Origin of the sequence: Roseomonas fluvialis, from assembly GCF_022846615.1 — a bacterium.
GTDB lineage: Bacteria > Pseudomonadota > Alphaproteobacteria > Acetobacterales > Acetobacteraceae > Neoroseomonas > Neoroseomonas fluvialis.
Genome location: NZ_AP025637.1, coordinates 4710159 through 4728726, shown reverse-complemented (window position 1 = coordinate 4728726; position 18568 = coordinate 4710159). Strand labels below are relative to the sequence as shown.

General features: G+C 72.1%; 20 protein-coding genes and 1 tRNA gene. 5 read left to right on the top strand and 16 right to left on the bottom strand.

The features are described 5' to 3' along the window. Window positions 1-29: 29 nt before the first annotated feature. From MWM08_RS22630 to gluQRS, 4 genes are all read right to left on the bottom strand, one after another. The gene (locus tag MWM08_RS22630) at window positions 30-1808 is read right to left on the bottom strand and encodes an ABC transporter ATP-binding protein (protein ID WP_244408765.1); all 1779 of its coding nucleotides are present in this window, start codon (window positions 1806-1808) and stop codon (window positions 30-32) included. Between the two features lie 208 nt (window positions 1809-2016). Further along, window positions 2017-3372: a CCA tRNA nucleotidyltransferase gene (locus tag MWM08_RS22620; RefSeq protein ID WP_244408764.1), complete on the bottom strand. Its 1356-nt coding sequence runs from the start codon at window positions 3370-3372 to the stop codon at window positions 2017-2019. After that, window positions 3369-3617, bottom strand: a complete 249-nt coding sequence (locus MWM08_RS22615; RefSeq protein ID WP_244408763.1) for a hypothetical protein — start codon at window positions 3615-3617, stop codon at window positions 3369-3371. The genes MWM08_RS22620 and MWM08_RS22615 overlap by 4 nt, the downstream gene beginning before the upstream one ends. Before the next feature lie 192 nt (window positions 3618-3809). After that, window positions 3810-4655, bottom strand: a complete 846-nt coding sequence (gluQRS, locus tag MWM08_RS22610) for a tRNA glutamyl-Q(34) synthetase GluQRS (RefSeq protein WP_244408761.1) — start codon at window positions 4653-4655, stop codon at window positions 3810-3812. 249 nt (window positions 4656-4904) lie between these two features. Here gluQRS and MWM08_RS22605 point away from each other — a divergent pair, with 249 nt between their 5' ends. Both MWM08_RS22605 and MWM08_RS22600 read left to right on the top strand, forming a co-directional pair. Further along, the gene (locus MWM08_RS22605) at window positions 4905-5564 is read left to right on the top strand and encodes an alpha/beta hydrolase (RefSeq protein WP_244408760.1); all 660 of its coding nucleotides are present in this window, start codon (window positions 4905-4907) and stop codon (window positions 5562-5564) included. A 162-nt stretch (window positions 5565-5726) separates the two neighbouring features. Beyond that, on the top strand, window positions 5727-6302 hold the full coding sequence (locus MWM08_RS22600) for an HNH endonuclease (protein WP_244408759.1): 576 nt from the start codon (window positions 5727-5729) through the stop codon (window positions 6300-6302). A 100-nt stretch (window positions 6303-6402) separates the two neighbouring features. Here the strand turns inward: MWM08_RS22600 and MWM08_RS22595 are convergent, their stop codons facing one another. From MWM08_RS22595 to MWM08_RS22550, 10 genes are all read right to left on the bottom strand, one after another. After that, window positions 6403-7110: a hypothetical protein gene (locus MWM08_RS22595; RefSeq protein ID WP_244408758.1), complete on the bottom strand. Its 708-nt coding sequence runs from the start codon at window positions 7108-7110 to the stop codon at window positions 6403-6405. Between the two features lie 98 nt (window positions 7111-7208). Next, window positions 7209-8150: an arginase family protein gene (locus tag MWM08_RS22590; RefSeq protein WP_244408757.1), complete on the bottom strand. Its 942-nt coding sequence runs from the start codon at window positions 8148-8150 to the stop codon at window positions 7209-7211. A gap of 85 nt (window positions 8151-8235) precedes the next feature. Next, complete coding sequence (locus tag MWM08_RS22585) at window positions 8236-9354, bottom strand: 2OG-Fe(II) oxygenase (protein ID WP_244408756.1); 1119 nt, start codon at window positions 9352-9354, stop codon at window positions 8236-8238. 153 nt (window positions 9355-9507) lie between these two features. After that, window positions 9508-9819 (bottom strand): thiosulfate oxidation carrier complex protein SoxZ, encoded by a 312-nt coding sequence (locus tag MWM08_RS22580; RefSeq protein ID WP_244408755.1) that lies wholly within the window; start codon window positions 9817-9819, stop codon window positions 9508-9510. Next, complete coding sequence (locus MWM08_RS22575) at window positions 9816-10238, bottom strand: thiosulfate oxidation carrier protein SoxY (protein ID WP_244408754.1); 423 nt, start codon at window positions 10236-10238, stop codon at window positions 9816-9818. The genes MWM08_RS22580 and MWM08_RS22575 overlap by 4 nt, the downstream gene beginning before the upstream one ends. Next, window positions 10238-11515 carry an NAD(P)/FAD-dependent oxidoreductase gene (locus MWM08_RS22570; RefSeq protein ID WP_279323218.1) on the bottom strand — a complete coding sequence of 426 codons (1278 nt, stop codon included), beginning with the start codon at window positions 11513-11515 and terminating at the stop codon, window positions 10238-10240. Before MWM08_RS22570 ends, MWM08_RS22575 begins: the two co-directional genes overlap by 1 nt. 13 nt (window positions 11516-11528) lie before the next feature. Beyond that, window positions 11529-11825, bottom strand: a complete 297-nt coding sequence (locus MWM08_RS22565; protein WP_244408753.1) for a c-type cytochrome — start codon at window positions 11823-11825, stop codon at window positions 11529-11531. A gap of 235 nt (window positions 11826-12060) precedes the next feature. Next, window positions 12061-13233 (bottom strand): YeeE/YedE thiosulfate transporter family protein, encoded by a 1173-nt coding sequence (locus MWM08_RS22560; RefSeq protein ID WP_244408752.1) that lies wholly within the window; start codon window positions 13231-13233, stop codon window positions 12061-12063. Between the two features lie 109 nt (window positions 13234-13342). Then, window positions 13343-13900 carry a demethoxyubiquinone hydroxylase family protein gene (locus tag MWM08_RS22555; RefSeq protein WP_244408751.1) on the bottom strand — a complete coding sequence of 186 codons (558 nt, stop codon included), beginning with the start codon at window positions 13898-13900 and terminating at the stop codon, window positions 13343-13345. Next, window positions 13897-14376, bottom strand: a complete 480-nt coding sequence (locus tag MWM08_RS22550) for a disulfide bond formation protein B (RefSeq protein ID WP_244408750.1) — start codon at window positions 14374-14376, stop codon at window positions 13897-13899. Before MWM08_RS22550 ends, MWM08_RS22555 begins: the two co-directional genes overlap by 4 nt. A gap of 199 nt (window positions 14377-14575) precedes the next feature. Here MWM08_RS22550 and MWM08_RS22545 point away from each other — a divergent pair, with 199 nt between their 5' ends. From MWM08_RS22545 to MWM08_RS22535, 3 genes are all read left to right on the top strand, one after another. Further along, window positions 14576-15205: a glutathione S-transferase family protein gene (locus MWM08_RS22545; RefSeq protein ID WP_244408749.1), complete on the top strand. Its 630-nt coding sequence runs from the start codon at window positions 14576-14578 to the stop codon at window positions 15203-15205. A 19-nt stretch (window positions 15206-15224) separates the two neighbouring features. Beyond that, the gene (locus MWM08_RS22540; RefSeq protein ID WP_244408748.1) at window positions 15225-15623 is read left to right on the top strand and encodes a cupin domain-containing protein; all 399 of its coding nucleotides are present in this window, start codon (window positions 15225-15227) and stop codon (window positions 15621-15623) included. Between the two features lie 107 nt (window positions 15624-15730). Then, window positions 15731-15817, top strand: a tRNA-Leu gene (locus MWM08_RS22535). Window positions 15818-15933: 116 nt separating this feature from the next. On the opposite strand, the gene MWM08_RS22530 is transcribed toward MWM08_RS22535, so the two are convergent. Both MWM08_RS22530 and MWM08_RS22525 read right to left on the bottom strand, forming a co-directional pair. Then, entirely contained in the window at window positions 15934-17430 is a 1497-nt protein-coding gene (locus tag MWM08_RS22530; RefSeq protein ID WP_244408747.1) for a phospholipase D family protein, read from the bottom strand. Beyond that, window positions 17427-18299, bottom strand: a complete 873-nt coding sequence (locus MWM08_RS22525) for an endonuclease/exonuclease/phosphatase family protein (RefSeq protein ID WP_244408746.1) — start codon at window positions 18297-18299, stop codon at window positions 17427-17429. Before MWM08_RS22525 ends, MWM08_RS22530 begins: the two co-directional genes overlap by 4 nt. Window positions 18300-18568: the final 269 nt, after the last annotated feature.

Below are 18568 nucleotides of genomic sequence, written 5' to 3'. Positions count from 1 at the left end.
CGCGGTGACCGGCCCGCGCCTGATGTCCGTCACGACTCGGCGGAGAAGGCCTGGGTGCGCACCAGGCGCGCATAGAGGCCGTCGGCCGCCATGAGCTCAGCGTGGCGGCCCTGCTCAACCGCGCGGCCGGCCTCCATCACAACGATGCGGTCGGCGTCGCGCACGGTCGCCAGGCGATGCGCGATGACCAGCGTGGTGCGCCCGGCGCGCAGCCGCGCAAGCGCCTGCTGCACCAGCGCCTCGTTCTCGGCATCGAGCGCGCTGGTCGCCTCGTCCAGCAGCAGGATGCGTGGGTTGCGCAGCAGGGCGCGGGCCAGCGCGATGCGCTGCCGCTGGCCGCCGGACAGGCGCGACCCGCCCGACCCCAGCGCGGTGGCGTAGCCCTGCGGCAGCGCGGCGATGAAGTCGTGCGCGGCGGCGGCGCGGGCGGCCTCCTCGACCTCGGCGCGGGTCGCGTCCGGACGGCCGGCGGCGATATTGGCCTCGGCCGTGTCGTCGAAGATCACCGCATCCTGGCCGACATAGGCGATGGCATCGCGCAGCGAGGCGATGCTCACCTCGCGGATCTCGGCGCCATCGACCAGCAGGCGGCCCTCGGTTGCGTCGTACAGGCGGGGGACCAGGGCGATGGCGGTGGATTTGCCGGCGCCGGAGGGGCCCACCAGCGCGACCGTCTCGCCCGGTTCGGCGGCGAAGGTCAGGCCGCGCAGGGCGGCATCGGGCACCGCGCCGGTCGCGTCGGAGGCATAGGTGAAGCCCACGCCTTCGAAGGCGATGCGCCCGCGCCCGGCGGGCAGCGGGGCGGCGCCGGGCGCGTCCAGGATATGGCGCTTCTCGTCCACCACGGCGAAGACCCGCGTGAGGCCCGCCAGCCCTTCCTGCAGTGCCGCGTTCAGCGACCCCAGCGCGCGCACGGGGCGGGATGCGATCAGCAGCGCGGCCACGAAGCCGGTGAATTCGCCGAGGGTCCCGGCGCCCGAGGCCACGCGCCAGCCCACGAAGATCAGCACGGCGGCGACGGCGAAGCCGCCGAGCGCTTCCAGCAGTGGGTCGAGCGAGGCGCGGGTGCGGGCGATACCATAAAGGCTCTCGCGCAGGCGGGCGAACAAACCGGCGGCGCGGGCTTCCTCGGCGGCTTCCAGGCGATAGGCGCGCACCACGCGGGCGGCACCGAAGGACTCTGTCAGTGCCGCGGCGGCTTCGCCCACGCGTTCCTGCATGCCGCCCGAGGCCCGGCGGATGCGCTTGCCGAGCTTGAGGATCGGCACGACGGCGATCGGGTACATCACCGCCGCCACCAGCGACATCTGCCAGTCCAGGTAGACCATGGAGGCGACCAGACCGACCACGGTCAGCGCATCGGCGATGGCATTGATCGACTTGGTCAGCGCCTCGCGGATCAGCGCCGCGTCGGTCGTGAAGCGGGCGGCGTGGCGCGCCGGGGCCTCACGCGCCACGGAGGCCAGGTCGGCGCGGGTGAGGGCGCGGAACAGGTCGTTCTGGATGGCCTCGATGACCCGCAGGACCACGCCCTGGATGGCGACCGCCTGGCCGTATTGCGCGGCGGCCTTGAGGCAGGTGACCACCACAATGACCAGCGGGATGGCCCACAGAACGTCCTGCCGCCCTTCGGTGAACAGGTCGAAGGATTGCTGGATGACCACCGGGTACAGCGCGGTGGTGGCGGCGACGCCGAAGGTGCAGGCGAGGGCCACGGCTATGCCGCGGCGGTGCTGCGCCACATAGGCGCGCCACAGGCGGGTCAGTAGCGTGCGGGACGTGGTGTCGAGGGCAGGGGCGGCGGCCATGGGCGCGGGGCATAGAGGGTTTTGGCGGCCGGGGGTATGGGCCGGGGGGCGTGGGCGGGCCTTGCCGCGGCGGAAGGCCGTCCGGGCGGCTGGTCGCTGGCGGGGGCTGGGCGCGCGCGGCTGTCACATTAACGGGCTTGCAAGTTTCGGCGGCCCTGTGCTAGTTCTTGTTTCGTTCCGGTGAAGGCGGCGGGACCTGATCCCCCACTCATCCCCCGAGTGTGGTCCCGCCGCCGGCCCCGGTGCCCGCGCCGGCGCTCCTCCCGCCATCGTCGGACGGCGCCGCGCCGGGGCCTGCCGCGATGCGGCGGGCAAGTTCGGCGAGGGCTTCGTCGCGGGTTGCGGAGCAGCCGCCTTCGCGCCACCAGCGTCTAACTTCGCCTAGCAGTTCGCCCATTCGCGGCCCGGCCGTGATGCCGCGCTCGGCGAGATCGGCGCTCGCGATCGGAAATACCGGGAGAGGCATGCTGGCCGCCTGCGCGCGCGCGGCGTTCCAGTGCGAGGTTTCTGTTGCGCCATGCGCATGATGCTGGAGGGTTAGCGACCAGTCGGCAAAGCGGCGCAGAAGTGCCTCATCCGAGAATGAGCGTTGATGCGCGGAGAGAACCAGGGCGGCTTCGCCATTGGGCGTATGGTTTGGCGGCGAGCGGGGTTGGCCCTGTCTCGCCCGCGCCGCCGCCGCATCCATTGCCAAAAGGTCCAGGATGCGGCGTTCTTCAAGCGACGCCTTCAGCCGTTCCGCGAGGAGAAGAGGCGCGTCGCGCTCGGGCAGCAGCGCGACAAGCCTCGGCCATGGATCGGGCAGGGGCGAGAGGCATTCCAGCCGAGCCAGACTGTCGACATCCCCGTTCGTGCCGAGCACTGCCCCCAGCACCCCCGTCCGTGCCATCAACTCCACCGCTGCCACCGGGTCCGGCACTGACAGGATGCGCTTCAGCTCCATCCAGACGCGTTCGGCCGACAGCCGTGCCAGCCCCGGCACCGCGCGCGTGATCGCCGCGACCGCCGCCGCATCCGGTTCGCCCAAGCCATAGCGCGCCTGGAAGCGGAAGAAGCGCAGCGCGCGCAAGTAGTCCTCCGCGAGCCGCGTGTCCGCATCCCCTACGAAGCGCACGCGGCCGGCCGCCAGGTCCTCCCGCCCGGTGAAGTAGTCGAACAGCGCGCCATCGGGGGCGAGGGACATGGCGTTGATGGTGAAGTCGCGCCGCGCGGCGTCCTCGCGCCAGTCGGTGGTCCATTCCACGGTCGCGTGGCGGCCATCGGTCAGCAGGTCGCGGCGCAGGGCGGTCACCTCGACCGGCGCGTGGTCCAGCACCGCGGTGACGGTGCCGTGCGTCAGGCCGGTCTCGAACACCTTGAGGCCGGCGGCGCGCAGGCGGGCAGCGATCGCCTCCGGCGGCAGCGGGGCGGCGACGTCCACATCCGCGCTGGCGCGCCGGGCCAGGGCGTCGCGCACGCAGCCGCCCACCGCGCGCGCGCCCGGCAGCGCCGCCAGCACCGCGGCCACTGCGGGCGAATCGAGGAAGGGCGGGCGATCGATCCAGGCGACCGGCGCGTCGGTCATCGCCGCGGCTGGGCTTCGCTGGGCGGGATGTCGCTGCGCTCCAGCTGGACCGGCACGTAGTCGCGGCTGTGGTCCATGCTGCGCGACAGGCCATACCAGATGGCGCCGCCCAGCATCAGCACCACGCCGCAGGCCGCCAGCACCAGCAGGATGGTGCTGGGTTCGGCCGAGGGATTGGCGCGTCGCCACAGCCCATAGGCAGCGAAGGGCAGCAGGAACAGCAGTGCTTCGATCAGGTAGGGCACGTCGGCAGGATCGCGCGCGCGGACCGGGAAGGGAAGCGAGGCGACGCGTGGCGCGGTGCGTGGCCCGGCGGGCGCGGGCCGCGACAACCGTCTGCGCCGCTGGCCGGCGGGTGGGGACCTTCGGGTTGGGGGGAGTCCCCGCCGCGCGCCATGGCAGGTGGCCGCGCGGGTCGTGGCCTGGCGCGACGTGGCTCAGCCGCCGGCGAGGCGCAGTACCTCGGCGGGGCTCATGCCCGCCTCGCGCAGATCCCGCAGCGTGGCCGCGCGGTCGCGCTTGGCCAGCCGCCTGCCGGTCGCGTCGGTCAGCAGCGCGTGGTGGGCGTAGTCCGGCGCGGGCCAGCCCATCAGCGCCTGCAGCAGGCGATGCAGGTCGGTGGCGGGCAGCAGGTCGACCCCGCGCGTCACCAGCGTGACGCCCTGCAGCGCGTCGTCATGGGTGACGCACAGGTGGTAGGAGGCCGGGATGTCCTTGCGCGCCAGCACCGCGTCGCCGAAGCGTGCGGGGTCGCAGCGGCGCGGGCTCGCATGTTCGCGGAACGTCAGCGGCGCAGGCACCGCAGCCAGCGCGGCCGCCATGTCGATACGCAGGGCGTGGGGTTCGCCCGCCGCCATGCGCGTCGCGCGCTGGTCCGCCGAAAGCCGCCGGCAGGTGCCGGGATAGAGCGGCCCGTCCGGCCCGTGCGGTGCGGCGGCGCTGGCGGCGATCTCGCGCGCGATGTCGCTGCGCGTGCAGAAGCACGGGTACAGCAGCCCGCGTGCCGCCAGCGCATCGAGCACGGCGCGGTAGTCGGTCAGGTGGCGCGACTGCACGCGCACCGGGCCATCCCAATCGAGGCCGAGCCAGGCCAGGTCCTGCCGGATCGCGTCGGTGAAGTCGGGGCGGCAGCGGGTGGGGTCGATGTCCTCGATGCGCAGCAGGAAGCGGCCGCCGGTCTCGCGCGCGGCGCGCCAGGCCGTCAGCGCCGCATGCGCGTGGCCCAGGTGCAGCAGCCCGGTCGGGCTGGGGGCGAAGCGGGTGACGTTGGCGGTTGCGCCCATGGGCCGCAGCGGGTAGCGGGCAGGGGCGCGCGGGGCAAGGCGCGTCGGGGTTCGCCATCGGCAGGCGGCCCGCCGCGCTGCCGGGACGTGTCCCTGCGCTACACTTATCGCACCGCTGTGCCTGTGTGCAGTTCGACCAACGTGCCTTGCGGAATGCGACCAACGTGCCTGCGCAACGATGTGACCGACGTGCCTGCGCAACGATGTGACTGACGTGCCTGCGCACGATACGACCAAAGGGAGCCGACCATGGTGGAACTGGACGGGCCGCGCCGCGGTCCGCTGAATGGCGGCACCCCTGATGCGCTGGTGGTGCTGGTGCATGGGCTCGGCGCCGATGGGGACGATCTGATCGACCTGGCGGGCGTCTGGGCGCCGGCCGTGCCGGGTGCTGCCTTCGTCGCCCCCCACGCACCCGAACGAATCGAGGGCCTGCCCAATGGCCGGCAATGGTTCGCGCTGTGGGACCGCAGCGAGGCGCAGTTGCGCGCCGGCGTGCAGGCCGGGGCCGCCGCACTCGGTGCCTTCGTGGCGGCCGAGGCGGAGCGGCTGTCGATTCCGCCCGACCGGGTGGCGCTGATGGGCTTCAGCCAGGGGGCCATGACGGTGCTGGAGGCCGGGCTGCGCGGCGCGGTGCCCGATGCCGCCTGCGTGCTGGCCTATTCCGGCGGCATGATCGGCGGCGATGCGCTGCTGGACGAGATCGTCGCGCGCCCGGCCGTGCTGCTGGTGCATGGCGAGGATGACGAGGTGGTGCCTGCCGCTGCCTCCCGCGCCGCGGCAGCCGCGATGGAAGCCGCCGGCGTGCCGGTGCGCGCGCTGTTCCGCCCCGGGCTGGGGCATGGGCTGGACGATGTGGGCCTGGCGGCGGGGGCGCAGGTGCTGCATGGGCTGCTGAAGGGCGCGTGACAGGTCGTTGAAACTGCCGGTTGTGCGCCGCCGCGAGGGTTGCGGGCGCGCGGCCCGCATGTCATGCATGCAGCCTATTCGCGGCGGCGCCACTGTATCTGGGGCCTTACCGCCGGGTCAGGCCCCCAGGTCTTGGTGGCGCGTCTCTGAAAGGAGCGGCGCTTGCCTGACGGCGGAGTTTTCACCGGCGGCCAGTCCTACCCGGCGCTCGTGCTGAACGCGGATTTCCGCCCGCTGTCCTATTTCCCGCTATCGGTCTGGTCCTGGCAGGATGCGATCAAGGCGGTGTTCCTGGACCGTGTCTCGGTGCTGTCCGAGTACGAGGTGGAGGTGCATTCGCCATCGCTGGCGCTGCGGCTGCCTTCCGTCATCGCGCTGAAGGAATACATCCCGGCGGCGCGGCGGCCGGCCTTCACGCGCTTCAACGTGTTCCTGCGCGACCGCTTCGAATGCCAGTATTGCGGCGAGGGGCGGCCGACGCATGAGCTGACCTTCGACCACGTGATCCCGCGCTCGCGCGGCGGGCGGACGTCGTGGGACAACGTCGTGACCGCCTGCGGGCCGTGCAACCTGCGCAAGGGCAACCACCTGCCGCGCGAATGCCGGATGATCCCGCGCCAGGAACCGCGCCAGCCGACCTCGTGGGAATTGCAGGACAATGGGCGGGGCTTCCCGCCGAACTACCTGCACCAGTCGTGGCGGGATTATCTGTATTGGGACAGCGAGCTGGAGAATTAGCCAGCTCGCTCGTAACGACGTTCGCGCTGCGAGGGGAAATCATGAACCGCATCGTGCGTGCGAGCCTCGCTGTATTGCGCAGGCCTTACGCCCTGGGCGATCACGTCCCACCGAGTCTGAAGTCGTTGTAGCTGAGATTGTTGCCGAGTTCATTGGTTGTGGTGATCTGACGGCCGTCGAGTGAGCCCCCCCTGCGCAGCCGAACGGCCGGAAGACCACGATCAATTGCTCCCAACGTCACGGCGTCGGCCGTCAGCTCGATCGCGGCGCGACGCAACCTGAACCCAGAACCAAAGGTTGCTGCGAGATCGTCGGGCTGGACGCGGCGCACCGTTTCCGGCCGCGTGGGGTCATCGAAGGTGACAAGCATCGGCAGCTGGTCCGGCCGTAACTCGCGGACCGCACGCAGACGGGTAAGCTGCCCAAGGCCTTCATTAGTCCCACCCCGCCAACCGGTGAGTCGGATCCCCATGATCTCGGCCAGGCTCACCGGCTCCCGGTAGAAGTTCGGACCGACCTCCCATCTCAGGAGCGCCACCAGGACGCGTCCTTCGCCGAGGTCCACAGGCGTCGCTTCCCCGACGACGGTCACTTCAACGTTGTCCGGCGGAATGATGAAGGATGGCGTTCGCCATTGGGAAACCTGGACGACGCTGGATCCTGACCTGACCGATCCGTCCGGCGTTTCCACGTCGAGCGCCAGTCGGTAGCGATAGGTGTAGGTCGGGTAGAAGCTCTCGAAGGCCAGGTAGCTGAGGCCAACGACCAGAGCGAGACCGCCTGCGACTGCCAAACGAAGATTTCGCATCGAGAATCCTTCGCCTGCGCTGCATGAGCGCCCGGTGGCAGAAGATGCTGCGCACCGTCGCGGTTTGCGCGCGCGGATCGTGTGGCTGCGACAGCGAACTATCGACCTAGCGGCTCCGGCAGCAGACGCTGCGCGACCAGGACCAGGAACTCCATCATCATGTGCGCGCAGAGCGACGCCGCCATGCCCTGCACGTCGTGGTTCGGGCTGACGGTGTTGAAGTCGGCCGCGACGATGTTCAGGCCCGACAGGGAGCGCATCAGCGCGATCCCCTCCCGCGCCGTCAGCCCGCCCCAGGCCGGGGTCGCGACCCCCGGTGCCACGGAGGGGTCAAACACGTCCATGTCCCAGCACAGGTACAGCGGCCGGTCGCCCACCACGTCGCGGAATTCCGCCATGGCCTGCGCGGTGCCGCGGCGGACCAGGTCCTCCGTGGTGACCACGCGGAAGCCGAGCCCTTCGGCGTGACGGACCACGCCCGGCACGCCGGTGAAGCCGCGGATGCCGACATGCCAGGTGGCGGCGGCGTCCACCAGCGCCTCCTCCGCCGCATGGGTGAACTGGTTGGAGGCGTCGTAGGGGTTGGCCGGGTCGTAGGGATAGGCGTCGGTGTGGCTGTCCACGTGCAGCGCGACCAGGCCCGGGTGGTGCCGCGCCGCGGCGCGCATCAGCGGCAGCGAGACGGACCCGTCGCCGCCGATGCCCACCGGGATCGCGCCGGCCTGCAGGATGGCGTCGGCGGCGGCCTCGATGCGCGGGTGGGCCTCGGTGATCCGGCCCGGCGTGATGCCAGCGACATCGCCGCAATCGACGGCGTTGAGCGCGGCCAGCAGGTCGAAATCCGCCAGGACAGGGTGGTGGCGGCGGATCAGCGGGGATTGCGCGCGCACCGCGGCGGGGCCCTCGCGCGAGCCGATGCGGAAGGGGTGGATGCCGCAGTCGAAGGGCACGCCCAGGATGGCGACGCGGTTGCCCGGCTGCACCGCGCCGGCGGGGATGCCCATGAAGGTTGGCGGCGCGGTGAACAGGGGTTCGCTCATGCCTGGGCGCCTTCCGTGGTGCTTGGCCGCTGCGTGGCGCAATGACGTCGGTGGGCGTGCATCCGGGTGCGCCGGCGCCGCGCGCTCAGCCGGCCGCCGCTTCCTTCGGCATCGCCTTGTACGCCCCCACCCCCTCGCCCAGCTTTTCGTTGTTCGCCTCGCGCACCCGCGCCGCGGCCTCGTCGTACAGGAAGGGCAGGAAGGCGTAGCGCACCCCCGCCGTCACCGGCAGCGCCTGGTGCAGCAGGGAGCAGGAGAACACCACCGCGCCCCCGGTCGGCGCGCGCCAGGATCGCTTGCCGTATTCGGGGAAGCGCAGCTCGCCACCCGCGAATTCCTCGGCATTCAGGTTGATGGTGACGGCGAAGCGGCGATGCGCGGTGCCCGCCGTGGTGTTGTCACGATGCGCGGCGAAGTGCCCGCGCTCGGCTGAATCGTAGCAGGCGACGATGTAGCGCTCCATGCGCGTGGCGTCGAAGTGGTGCACGCGCTTCAGTTCCGGCACCACGCGTCGGAGGATGCGTGCGCGGGTGGCGGAACGCAGGCCTTCATCCTCGATCGTGCAGTCGCTGCGGCGCTTCATCGCGGGGTCGAAGACACCCACGGTCTTGCCGTTCTCCTCCCGCATGAAGCCGGACGGGTTGCCGCCCTGCGCCTGGTAGTGCCCGATCAGCGCGCGGCACAGCTCGGGTTCGAAGATGCGCGGCAGCACGAGAACGGGGGGCGGGATGTCGGTGCCGCCATGGGTCTCGGGCGGCGGCAATGCAGCGAGGCGCGCCATGATGGCCTCGGCCTCCGCCAGCGGGCGCGTTTCGATCACGCGCAGCATGGGGTCGAGCAGCACCCAGGACGGCGCATAGATCGGCGCGCCGCCATCCGGCGCCGGACGGACCACGCCGACGTCCCGTGCCACCGCGCCGTCGAGGTCGAACAGGAAGCGGATGCCGGGCAAATCCTGCACCAGGCGGCGTTCGGCGCGGTCGGTGGGATCGGCGCTGATGCCGAAGAAGCAGGCGGATTCATCGTCGAAGCGCGCGCGATGCCCGGCCACCGCGGCAAGCGCGGCCTGCGCCACCGGCTGGCGCGACGACCCGAGGAAGGCCAGCAGCACGTACCGTCCCGCCACGGAATGGAAGGCGTAGCGCGGGTTGTCCGTGGACGGCAGGGTGAACCAGGGAAAGGGATCGCCAGGCAGCGTCTTCATGGCGATTTCGATACCACAGTCGCGCGCGACGTTTCCACCGATGCGCCATTCCATGCCCGGTGCGCCGCGGTCTGGCTCGCGGCCGTGCCTCAGGCGGTTGTCTTGGCGAGCACTCTCACCCGATCAGATGTTTACGCCTGGTCGCGATCTGCTCTAGCCGACCGTGACGCGCGCCTCGGCCCGCGCGCTGCGCCCGGCCTCGTCTGTCCAGGTGAAGTCGAAGCTGCTGGTGCGCTCCATCCGCACGAAGAACACATGGTACGGGTTGGCCGAGGTGCCGTTGCGGAAGTCCGCCGCCAGCAGCGTCTCGCCGTTCATGCGCACCAGCAGGCGGGTCAGCATGTCGCGGCGCGGCCCCTGCAGGCCTGTCTCCATCGGGTGCTCGATCAGGGTGCGGATCTCGATCACCTCGCCCGCGCGGGCACTGCGCGGGATGCGGATGCGGGGTGCGTTGAGCGTGCTCATGTCAGGCAGCCCCCGGTGGTGACGCGGACCTCGGCGGTGGCGCGGCGAACGCGGCCGTCGTTCATCTGCGCCAGGACGATCACGTGCTGCGCCTCGGCCAGGCGGATGCGGGTCTGCACCTCGGCGCGCGCCAGCAGCGGCGTCAGGCGGAACGTGGCGATTCCCGGTGTCGGGTTGGCGGTGGCGAAGACATGGATGGCCGTGACGTGGTCGGCGGCCGTCATGGGGCTTTCGGCCAGGATGGTGATCGGCACCTGGCCGCCATTCTCGGCGGTGGCCGGCGCGCGCAGCGTTATGCCGCCATCGGTGATGGCGGCGTTGCCGACGGCGTCGCGGATGGCAGCCTGCAGGGCATCGTCGGCGGTGGCCGCCGCCGCCGGGAGCAGCGCCAGCGCCAGCAGGGAACGTCGGGTCGTCATCAGCCGAACATGGATCGCGTGATGCTGTCATACCAGGCGTCGGCGTAGATCGCCTCGGCGCGGCGCTGTTCCGGCAGGTCGCCGCGCGGGGAGACGCCGCCGGAATTCGGCACTTCCGTGATGGCGGTGCCGTCGGCGTTCGGGCGGAAGATGCCCACGACCGAGATGCCGTAGTTCTCGCCCACGTGGCTGTAGCAGGTGTTGAAATACACGGCTTCAGGCGGAGTCTGGCCGCGATGCAGCGCCACCGCGCTGGCCACCGCCTGCTTGGCCGTTGTGTTCGCGACATAGCCGGACTTCGGCATGGGGCCGGGGATATTGGCGTCGCCGATCACATGGATGCCCTGCGCCGCACGGGCTTCGAAGGTGCGCGTGTTCACCGGCACCCAGCCGCTGTCGTTGACCAGGCCGGTCTCGGCGGCCAGCGCGGCGGCGGATTGCGGCGGGATGACGTTGGCGACGTCGACCTTGTGGCGTGTGCCGAATTCGGTTTCCAGCACGCGCTCGGCCACGTCGATCTTCACGACCTTGCCGTCGCGGTTGCCCGGCACCCATTCGATCATGTCGCCGTACAGGGCGCGCCAGCCATCCTGGAACAGGCCCTGCTTGCTGAAGCCCTCCTTCGCGTCGAGCGCGATGATCTTCGATCGCGGCTTATGCCGCTTGAGGTAGTGCGCGATCATGCTGATGCGCTCGTAGGGTCCCGGCGGGCAGCGGAACGGGTTGCCGGGGATGGCGAGGCCGACCACGCCGCCATCCGGCATCGCTTCCAATTGGCGGCGCAGCAGCAGTGTCTGCGCGCCGTCGGCGGGGATCCAGGCGTGGGGCATGACATCCGCGGCGGCCTGGTCGTAGCCCTCGATGGCGCCCCAGCGGAGCGCAATGCCGGGGGAAAGGATCAGCCGGTCGTAGGCCAGCGTCTGGCCGCCCGCCAGGCGCACGGTCTTCGCGGCGGCGTCGATGCCGGCGGCGCGGTCGTGCACCAGGGTGACCCCGCGCGCGCGCAGACCGTCGTAGGAATGGGTGATCTGGCTGATTTGCCGTTCGCCGCCCAGCAGCAGGTTGCCATAGGGGCAGGTGACGAAGGCGCGCTGCGGTTCGACCAGCGTGACCTGGACGTCCGGGTAGGAGCGTCGCGCGAAACTGGCGGCCGACGCGCCGCCGAAGCCGCCACCGATCACCAGCAGGCGCATCGCACCCTGCGCGCGCAGCGGCGTGGGCGCGGCAAGCAGGGCGCCGGCGGCGAGGATGGCGCGGCGGGAGAGGATCATGGTCATGGCCCGGCCCCCTTCAGCGGATACGCGAGAAGTGTTCGGCCACGGCGGCGATCTCCGCCTCGGTGTAGCCGCGGGCGATGCGCCCCATGATGGTGCCCGGGCGTTCATTGGCGCGGAAGGCGAGCATGATGGCGATGAGTTCCGCGCGGTCGCGCCCGTTGATGGCGCCCGCGCCCGTGACGCCGCGGCCGTCGGGCCCGTGGCAGCCGAGGCAGCCCTCGGCGGCGAGCGGCGCCTGGGCGCGGGCCGCCATGGGCAGGGCGGCGAGGGCAAGGGCGAGGATCGAACCCCGCAGGGCGTTTGGCCGCATCTGTGGAAACCTCCCGGCAAGGGCGTGACAGCCCGGAACTTGCCGATTTCGCGAGCGGGGCCAAGCGAAAGGTTTTGCGGCTACGACGCCGCGGGCCGGCTGGCAGGCCATGCTCCGCAGGGGTGGGTGACGGAGGCGGATTTCGCGCAGACAGGCGCGCAGGGGCCGGCCGTGCCGCCCAGTGGATCGCCGGGGCGATGGCACCCGGGGTCCAGGCGGCCCGCCGCCGGCGCCTTCAGGCCGGCAGCCCGAAGGCCGGGCGCAGCCGCATCCCCACCCAGTTGCCCGCCAGTGCCGGGATGATCCAGCCCCAGCCATGCAGGCTGCCCGAGGCGATCCCCGCCACATAGGCGCTGATGTTGCACCCCGAGGCGACCACCGCCCCCACCCCCAGCAGCAGCCCGCCCAGCACCGACGCCACGGCGTGCCGCCAGGGCATCGCGAGCCGCGGCGCGAAGCGTCCGGCGAGGCCCGCCGCCAGCAGCGCACCGGCCATCAGCCCGACATCCATCACCGTGGTGCGGTCGGCCAGTACCGGACGCAGAAAGGCCTCGGTCCGGGTGGGGTCTTCCCAGAAGGCCCAGAAGGCCGGGTCGTCGAGGCCGAGCGCCTCGATGACGCGCGACCCCCAGAGCGGGAAGGCCGCGGTGATCACCCAAGGCCGCCCGGCGAGCCAAAGCGTCGCGAGGTTCAGCAGCGCCAGCGCGACGGCGCCCCACAGCAGCGGCCAGGGGCCGTGCAGCCAGGCGCCGCCCGTCCCGCGCAAGGGCGTGGCCGCGCCGTGGCGGCGCCGTTCCGCCAGCCAGGCGGCAGCGCCTGCAGCGGCCAGTAGTGCCAGGCTGACCCCGACCGCCGGCCACAGCCCAAGCAGCCCCGGCAGCGTCGCGGCAGGCAGCGCGGGCAGGCCGGACCAGGCCTCGGACTGCCAGGCGGCGAGTGTGGCGCCGGCGACGAAGAAGGCCAGCGTCAGCAGCATCCGCAGGCTGCCCCCGCCGGCGGTGTAGAGCGTGCCCGACCCGCAGCCACCGCCAAGCTGCATGCCCACCCCGAACAGGAAGGCCCCCACCACCACCGCAACGCCGAGCGGGAAGACGATGCCGCGCACCGGCGCGCCGGCCAGGCTGCCCGCGTCGATCGCCGGCAGCATCAGCACGACCAGGATCGCGAGCATCACCAGCTGCGCGCGGAAGGCCGCGCTGCGCCGCTGGCCAAGCAGCGCGCGGAAGCCGCCGGCGAAGGAGAAGGTCGCGTGGTACAGCGCGACCCCCAGCCCCGCGCCCAGCGCCCAGAGCGCGGCCTGCCGCCAGCCATGCCCCGCGCCGAACCATGCCGCGCCGCCCGCCAGCAACAGAGCGGCGGCGAGCACCGGCCAGGGCGCGGCGGCTGCGCGGGTCGCGGTGGCGCTCATGGCCGCGGGGGGGCGGTCGTCCCGCACCGGAACGCTGCGCCGAGCAGCCACCGGACGCCGGTCTCCTTGACGGGGGAGCGGGCTGGTGCCGGCATTCCCGGACGACCCCTCAGACGCGTTCGCTGATCCGGATTGCGACCTTGCAGCCGGCCTTGATGGCGGCGGAGAGCAGGCGATAGGCCGGCGCCTGCTCGGCCTCGTTCTCGAGGCCGATGTCGCGGTGTTCCAGTTCCTCGGCGCGGAACTTCTCGATGTGGGCCTTGAGCTCGGCCTCGTCCTCGCCGAGGGCTTCCTCCTGCGCGCGGTAGTGTTCGTCGATCGCTTCCTCGACCGCGACGGTGCAGGCCATCGCACCCCGGTGGCCGAGCAGCGCGGTGGCCGCGCCCAGCGCGAAGCCGGCCACGTGCCAGATCGGCAGCAGCGCGGTGGGGCGCACGCGGCGGGTCGCGATCAGGCGGGAGAAGGTATCCAGGTGCACCTGCTCCTGCGCCTGCATGTGCTTGATCATCGGCCCGTATTTCGTACGGCCGAGCACGGCGAGCTGCCCCTGGTAGATGCGCTTGGCGCCGTATTCGCCGGCATGGTCGACGCGGATGGCGCGTTCGACATAGTCGCGCGGGGTGGGGTCGCCGGGCAGGCGGTCCTCGGCAGTGGTGCGGGTGGTCATGCGCTTCGTCCTTTGCGGGCCAGGGCGAGGGCCAGCAGCCCAAGCCCTGCCCCATAGATGAGGTTCATCGCCGCCATGGAAAGCGGCAGTCCGGGGATCAGGTAGGTGGCCGCGTCGCAGGGCTTGGTCGGCGCGGCGGCCATGTTGCGAAGCATGTCGTCGATGGATTGCGCGCCGCCGGCGGTCGGCGCCGCGCAGCCCGGCAGCGGGGAGGGCCACCAGCCTTGCTCGACACCCACATGGAAGCCGCCGATGGCGGCGGAGACGAAGGCGCCCAGACCGGCGGCGGCGAGCAGCAGCACCCGCCCGCGCCCGGGCAGCAGCACCGCGCCCGCGGCCAGCGCGGCCGCGACCCAATACGGCCAGCGCTGCCACAGGCAGAGCTCGCAGGGGGCGAGGCCCCACCAGGTCTCGCTGCCGAGCGCAAACAGTGGCGCACCCGCGGCGAGGATCAGGATGACGACGGCGGAAGCCATGGCGCGGATGTCGCGCGTTGCGGCGTGCGGGGCAAGTCCGCCGGGGCCGATGCCGCCACCGCGCCCGGCGTGGTCTGCGTTTGCGCCGGTTCACTGCACCGCCGCCGAGCGCCCGGTTTCGCGAGCATATCTGCCCCAGGCCGGATGATTTCATCCGTTCCGGATCTGCTCTAGCCTTCGGATGACAAGGCGGGAGGACATGATGCGCAAGCTCTGGGGCCGGGCGAGTTCGTCCAACGTGATGAAGGTGCTCTGGACGCTCGAGGAGCTCGGCCTGGACTACGAGCGCGTCGATGCCGGCGGCGCCTTCGGACGCACACGCGAACCCGACTACCGCGCCATGAACCCGATGGGCCTGGTGCCGACGCTCCAGGAGGAGGATGGCTGGGCCTTGTGGGAGAGCAACGCCATCGCGCGCTACCTGTGCAACCAGTATGCGCCCGGCGGGTCGCTCTACCCGTCGGCGCCGCGCGCCCGGGCTGCGGTCGAGACCTGGATGGACTGGACGCTGGGGCACGTCACGGCGCCGATGGTCACGATCTTCTTCACCCATGTCCGGCTGAAGGAGCACGAGCGCGACTGGGCGGCGGAAGGCAAGGCACGCGTGGATTGCGCGCGGCTGTGGAAGATCGTGGACGGCAAGGTCGCGTCGCAGCGCTTCCTGTGCGGGGAGGACCTGACGCTGGCCGACATCGCGCTGGGCTGCTGGGTGCATCGCTGGCATGTGCTGCCGATCGAACGGCCGGCGCTGCCGAACCTTGCGCGCTACTACGAGGCGCTGAAGACGCGACCGGGCTTCACGCGCCATGTCGCGCTGCCGCTGGAATAGAACAACGGAGGACAACGTCATGGCCCGCACCACCACCAGCCACGCCGCCGAGGCCGACTTCAAGCGCGGCCTGCGCGCCTTCTTCGAGTATCGCGACCTCGGCATCGCCGCGGCCACGGAGGGCGCCTTCGGCGCGCATGTGATCCGCGGCATCCCCGGCGCGCACGCGACCGGCGCCTGGCATACCCACGACCTGCCCTTCCAGATGTTCTTCGTGCTGAAGGGCTGGGTGAAGTTCGAATACGAGGATATCGGCGAGAAGACTTTTCTCGCCGGCGATTGCTGCTACCAGCCCCGGCTGGTGAAGCACCGCGAGATCGCGCATTCGGAGGATGTCGAGATCCTCGAGATCACCGGTCCGGCTGAGTTCGAAACGAAGGAAGTGCCCGCGCCTGAGCGCGCCGCGGCGGCGGAATAGCCGCCGGCGCGCGTGCGTCGCCGCGGTGAATTGAAAAACGGCCGCCGGGACCGTAGTTTGCGCGGGCGGCGTCCCCCCGGGTGACGCCGCCGCAGCGATGCGCGGTCGCGGGCGTGGCGGAATTGGCAGACGCGACGGGCTCAAAATCCGTTTCTGGCAACAGAGTGTCGGTTCGACCCCGACCGCCCGCACCATGCTTCCTGGCGCGATGTCGCCCCCACCAACCCATCGCGCGGGGTCCGCATGGCGTCGCCCGGCCGCGGGCCGCGCCCGAGGGCACGCGGCGCCTGAACCCCTTGGCGTGCTTCCGTCAGAGCTGTTCCTCGACCGGCAGCCGGCGGATCAGCGATGCCATCACGCGGCGGATCCACGATGCCCGCGGCTCCTGGTCCGTGCAGCGCGCGCCGTCCGCGGCGCGGTCGCACCAGTTCAGCCTTCCGTCCTGCAGCACGACGCGCCAGCTCACCGACGGATCGGTGAGGCGCGCGTATTCGTCGGCCACTGCCTGCGCCAGGGCCGGATGGCGCACGAAGGCGCCCATCTCGGTGTTCAGCGCCGCCGAGCGCGGGTCGAGGTTGAACGATCCCACGAAGGCGAGCGCGCCGTCGATCGCGACGGCCTTGGTGTGCAGCGCGGCGCCGCGCGACCCGAGCAGGCTGGCCGGCCCGCCATCCGCATCGGGCTTCAGCTCGTGCAGGTCGATGCCCATGCGCAACATGGCGCGCCGGTATTTCGCGTAGCCGCCATGCACCGCGACCACGTCCGTGGCGCCGAGCGAATTGGTCACGGCGCAGATGCGAACGCCACGGGCGCGCAATTCGCCGAGCAGCGCCAGGCCCGCGCGCCCGGGGACCAGGTAGGGCGAGATCAACAGCACCTCGCGCCGCGCCTGGCGCAGCGCGTCGGCGATCTCGGCCGCGATCCCGCCGGCGGCCCGTGCGCGCTTGCGGGCGCCGAGGCCGCGCCGCGCCTTCTCGGGCCGGTCCGCGATGACGTGCACGCTGCGCGACGGCGTCGGCACCAGGCTGCCGCGGACATGGTCCAGCGGGTCGTCGTGCAGGGCGCCCAGCAGCGCCTGCGCCTCGGGCGCCTGGCCTGCCGCCGCGAGGCTTTCGCGCAGCGCCGGGAGACCCGACCGGGCGGCGGCGGCGGCCGTGGTCGCCGCCGGCCGTGCGAGCGGGCTCGACCAATAGGTTTCGAAGACCGCCTGCGCCTGTGCCGCCGCGCCGCCGGCGATGACCAGGTCGAGGTCGCGGAAGCTGATCCCGTCCTCGGCCTGCAGGTCGAAATACTCGTCGCCGATGTTGCGCCCGCCGACCACGGCGAGGCAGCCATCCGCGATCCAGGACTTGTTGTGCATGCGGCGGTTGAGGTGCCAGCCGCCGAAGGCGAGTTCGAGCGGGAAGCCCAGCGCGCCGAAGCGGCGCCATCGCGTGCCGTTGAACAGCCTGACCGCGATGCGCGGATGTTCGTCGAGCGCGGCCAGCGTGCGTTCGCGCCCCGGCGCGTAGACATCGTCGAGCAGCAGCCTCACCGCGACGCCGCGATCGGCCGCGGCCAGCGTTTCGCGCGCAAGAAGGCGGCCGGTGAGGTCGGACCGCCACATGTAGTATTGCAGGTCGAGCCGTCGCGCGGCCCGGCGGGCGCTGGCGGCGCGCACGCGGAACGCCGCGGTGCCCTCGGCGACCAGCGCCACCAGGTCGTTCGCGCCGCGCTGGGCGACGGTGCCGCGGTCGATCCCCGGCGCATCGGTTGACGCGGGGCGGCGCGCGCACCCGGCGCCGTCGTGCCCGGACGCCCCGTTCATCCGGATGCGGCGTGCTGTGCGACCGCGCCGATGCGCAGCCGGCCGATCAGCGGCAGGTGGTCGGATGCCACGCGCGCGAGCGGGCTCGCATAGGCGCGCACGTCGCTGACCAGCCCGGCGGGCTGCCCCAGGATGCGGTCGAGTGCGAGGACCGGCACCGCGGCCGGGAAGCTCGGCGGCGACGGCGCGGCGGCCCCGAACGCCGGTTCCAGCGCCCGCAGCGAGGAGCGCGGCCCGTGGCTCCATTCATTGAGGTCGCCCAGCAGCACGGTGGGCATCTGCGCCCCCTCGGCAAGGGTGCGCAGGATGGCGTGGCCCTGGCGCGTGCGGCAGCGGCGCAGCAGGCCGAAATGCGCCGCAATCACGCGCAGCGGGCCTTGCGGCAGGTCGATCTCGGCCACCAGCGCGCCGCGCGGTTCGGCGCCGGGCAGGCGCATGCGCGTGATGCGGGCGGCCAGGTCCTCGCGCAGCAGCAGCGCATTGCCGTGCCAGCCATGCCCGGACGGCACGTCCGATACCGGCACGAGCTTGAGGCCCGCATTGCGCCGCACCGCCGCGAGGTCGAGCAGCCCGGCGCGCCGGCCGAAGCGCTTGTCGACCTCCTGCAGGGCCAGGATATCGGCGCCGAGTTCCGCGATCACCGCGGCCGAACGGTGCGGGTCGAAGCGGCCATCCGCCCCCACGCATTTGTGCAGGTTCCAGGATGCCACCCGCAGGTCGGCCGGGTGCGCCGGGTCCGGGTCGGTCGCCGGACCACCGGGCTGGCGTAGCGAGCGCAGGTCCTGCACGAAGTCGCGCAGCCGCTGCGCGGCGCCGGTGATCTGCGGCAGCCGCAGGCGCGCGGCGTGGCGGGCGACGAAGGGCTTCATCCATCCTCTTTCGCATGACCCTGTGCGCAGGCACAGGTTTGGCGGTGAGCCTGCCGACACCAGGTGCGTTGCCGCGGCCGGGCACCGCCGGGGCCGGGTACCGCCCGCGCCAAGCGCCTGGCCGAAGGTGGCGTCCCACCCGCGGCCCGGACTGCAACGGCGCAGCCCCCGCGCGGTTTCCTGAGCCCTGACGGCACCCGGCGTGGCTGTGCCGGCAACTTTTGCCGCATGAGTGGGTTGATGGGGCACGGCATTCCTGCCCGCAACAA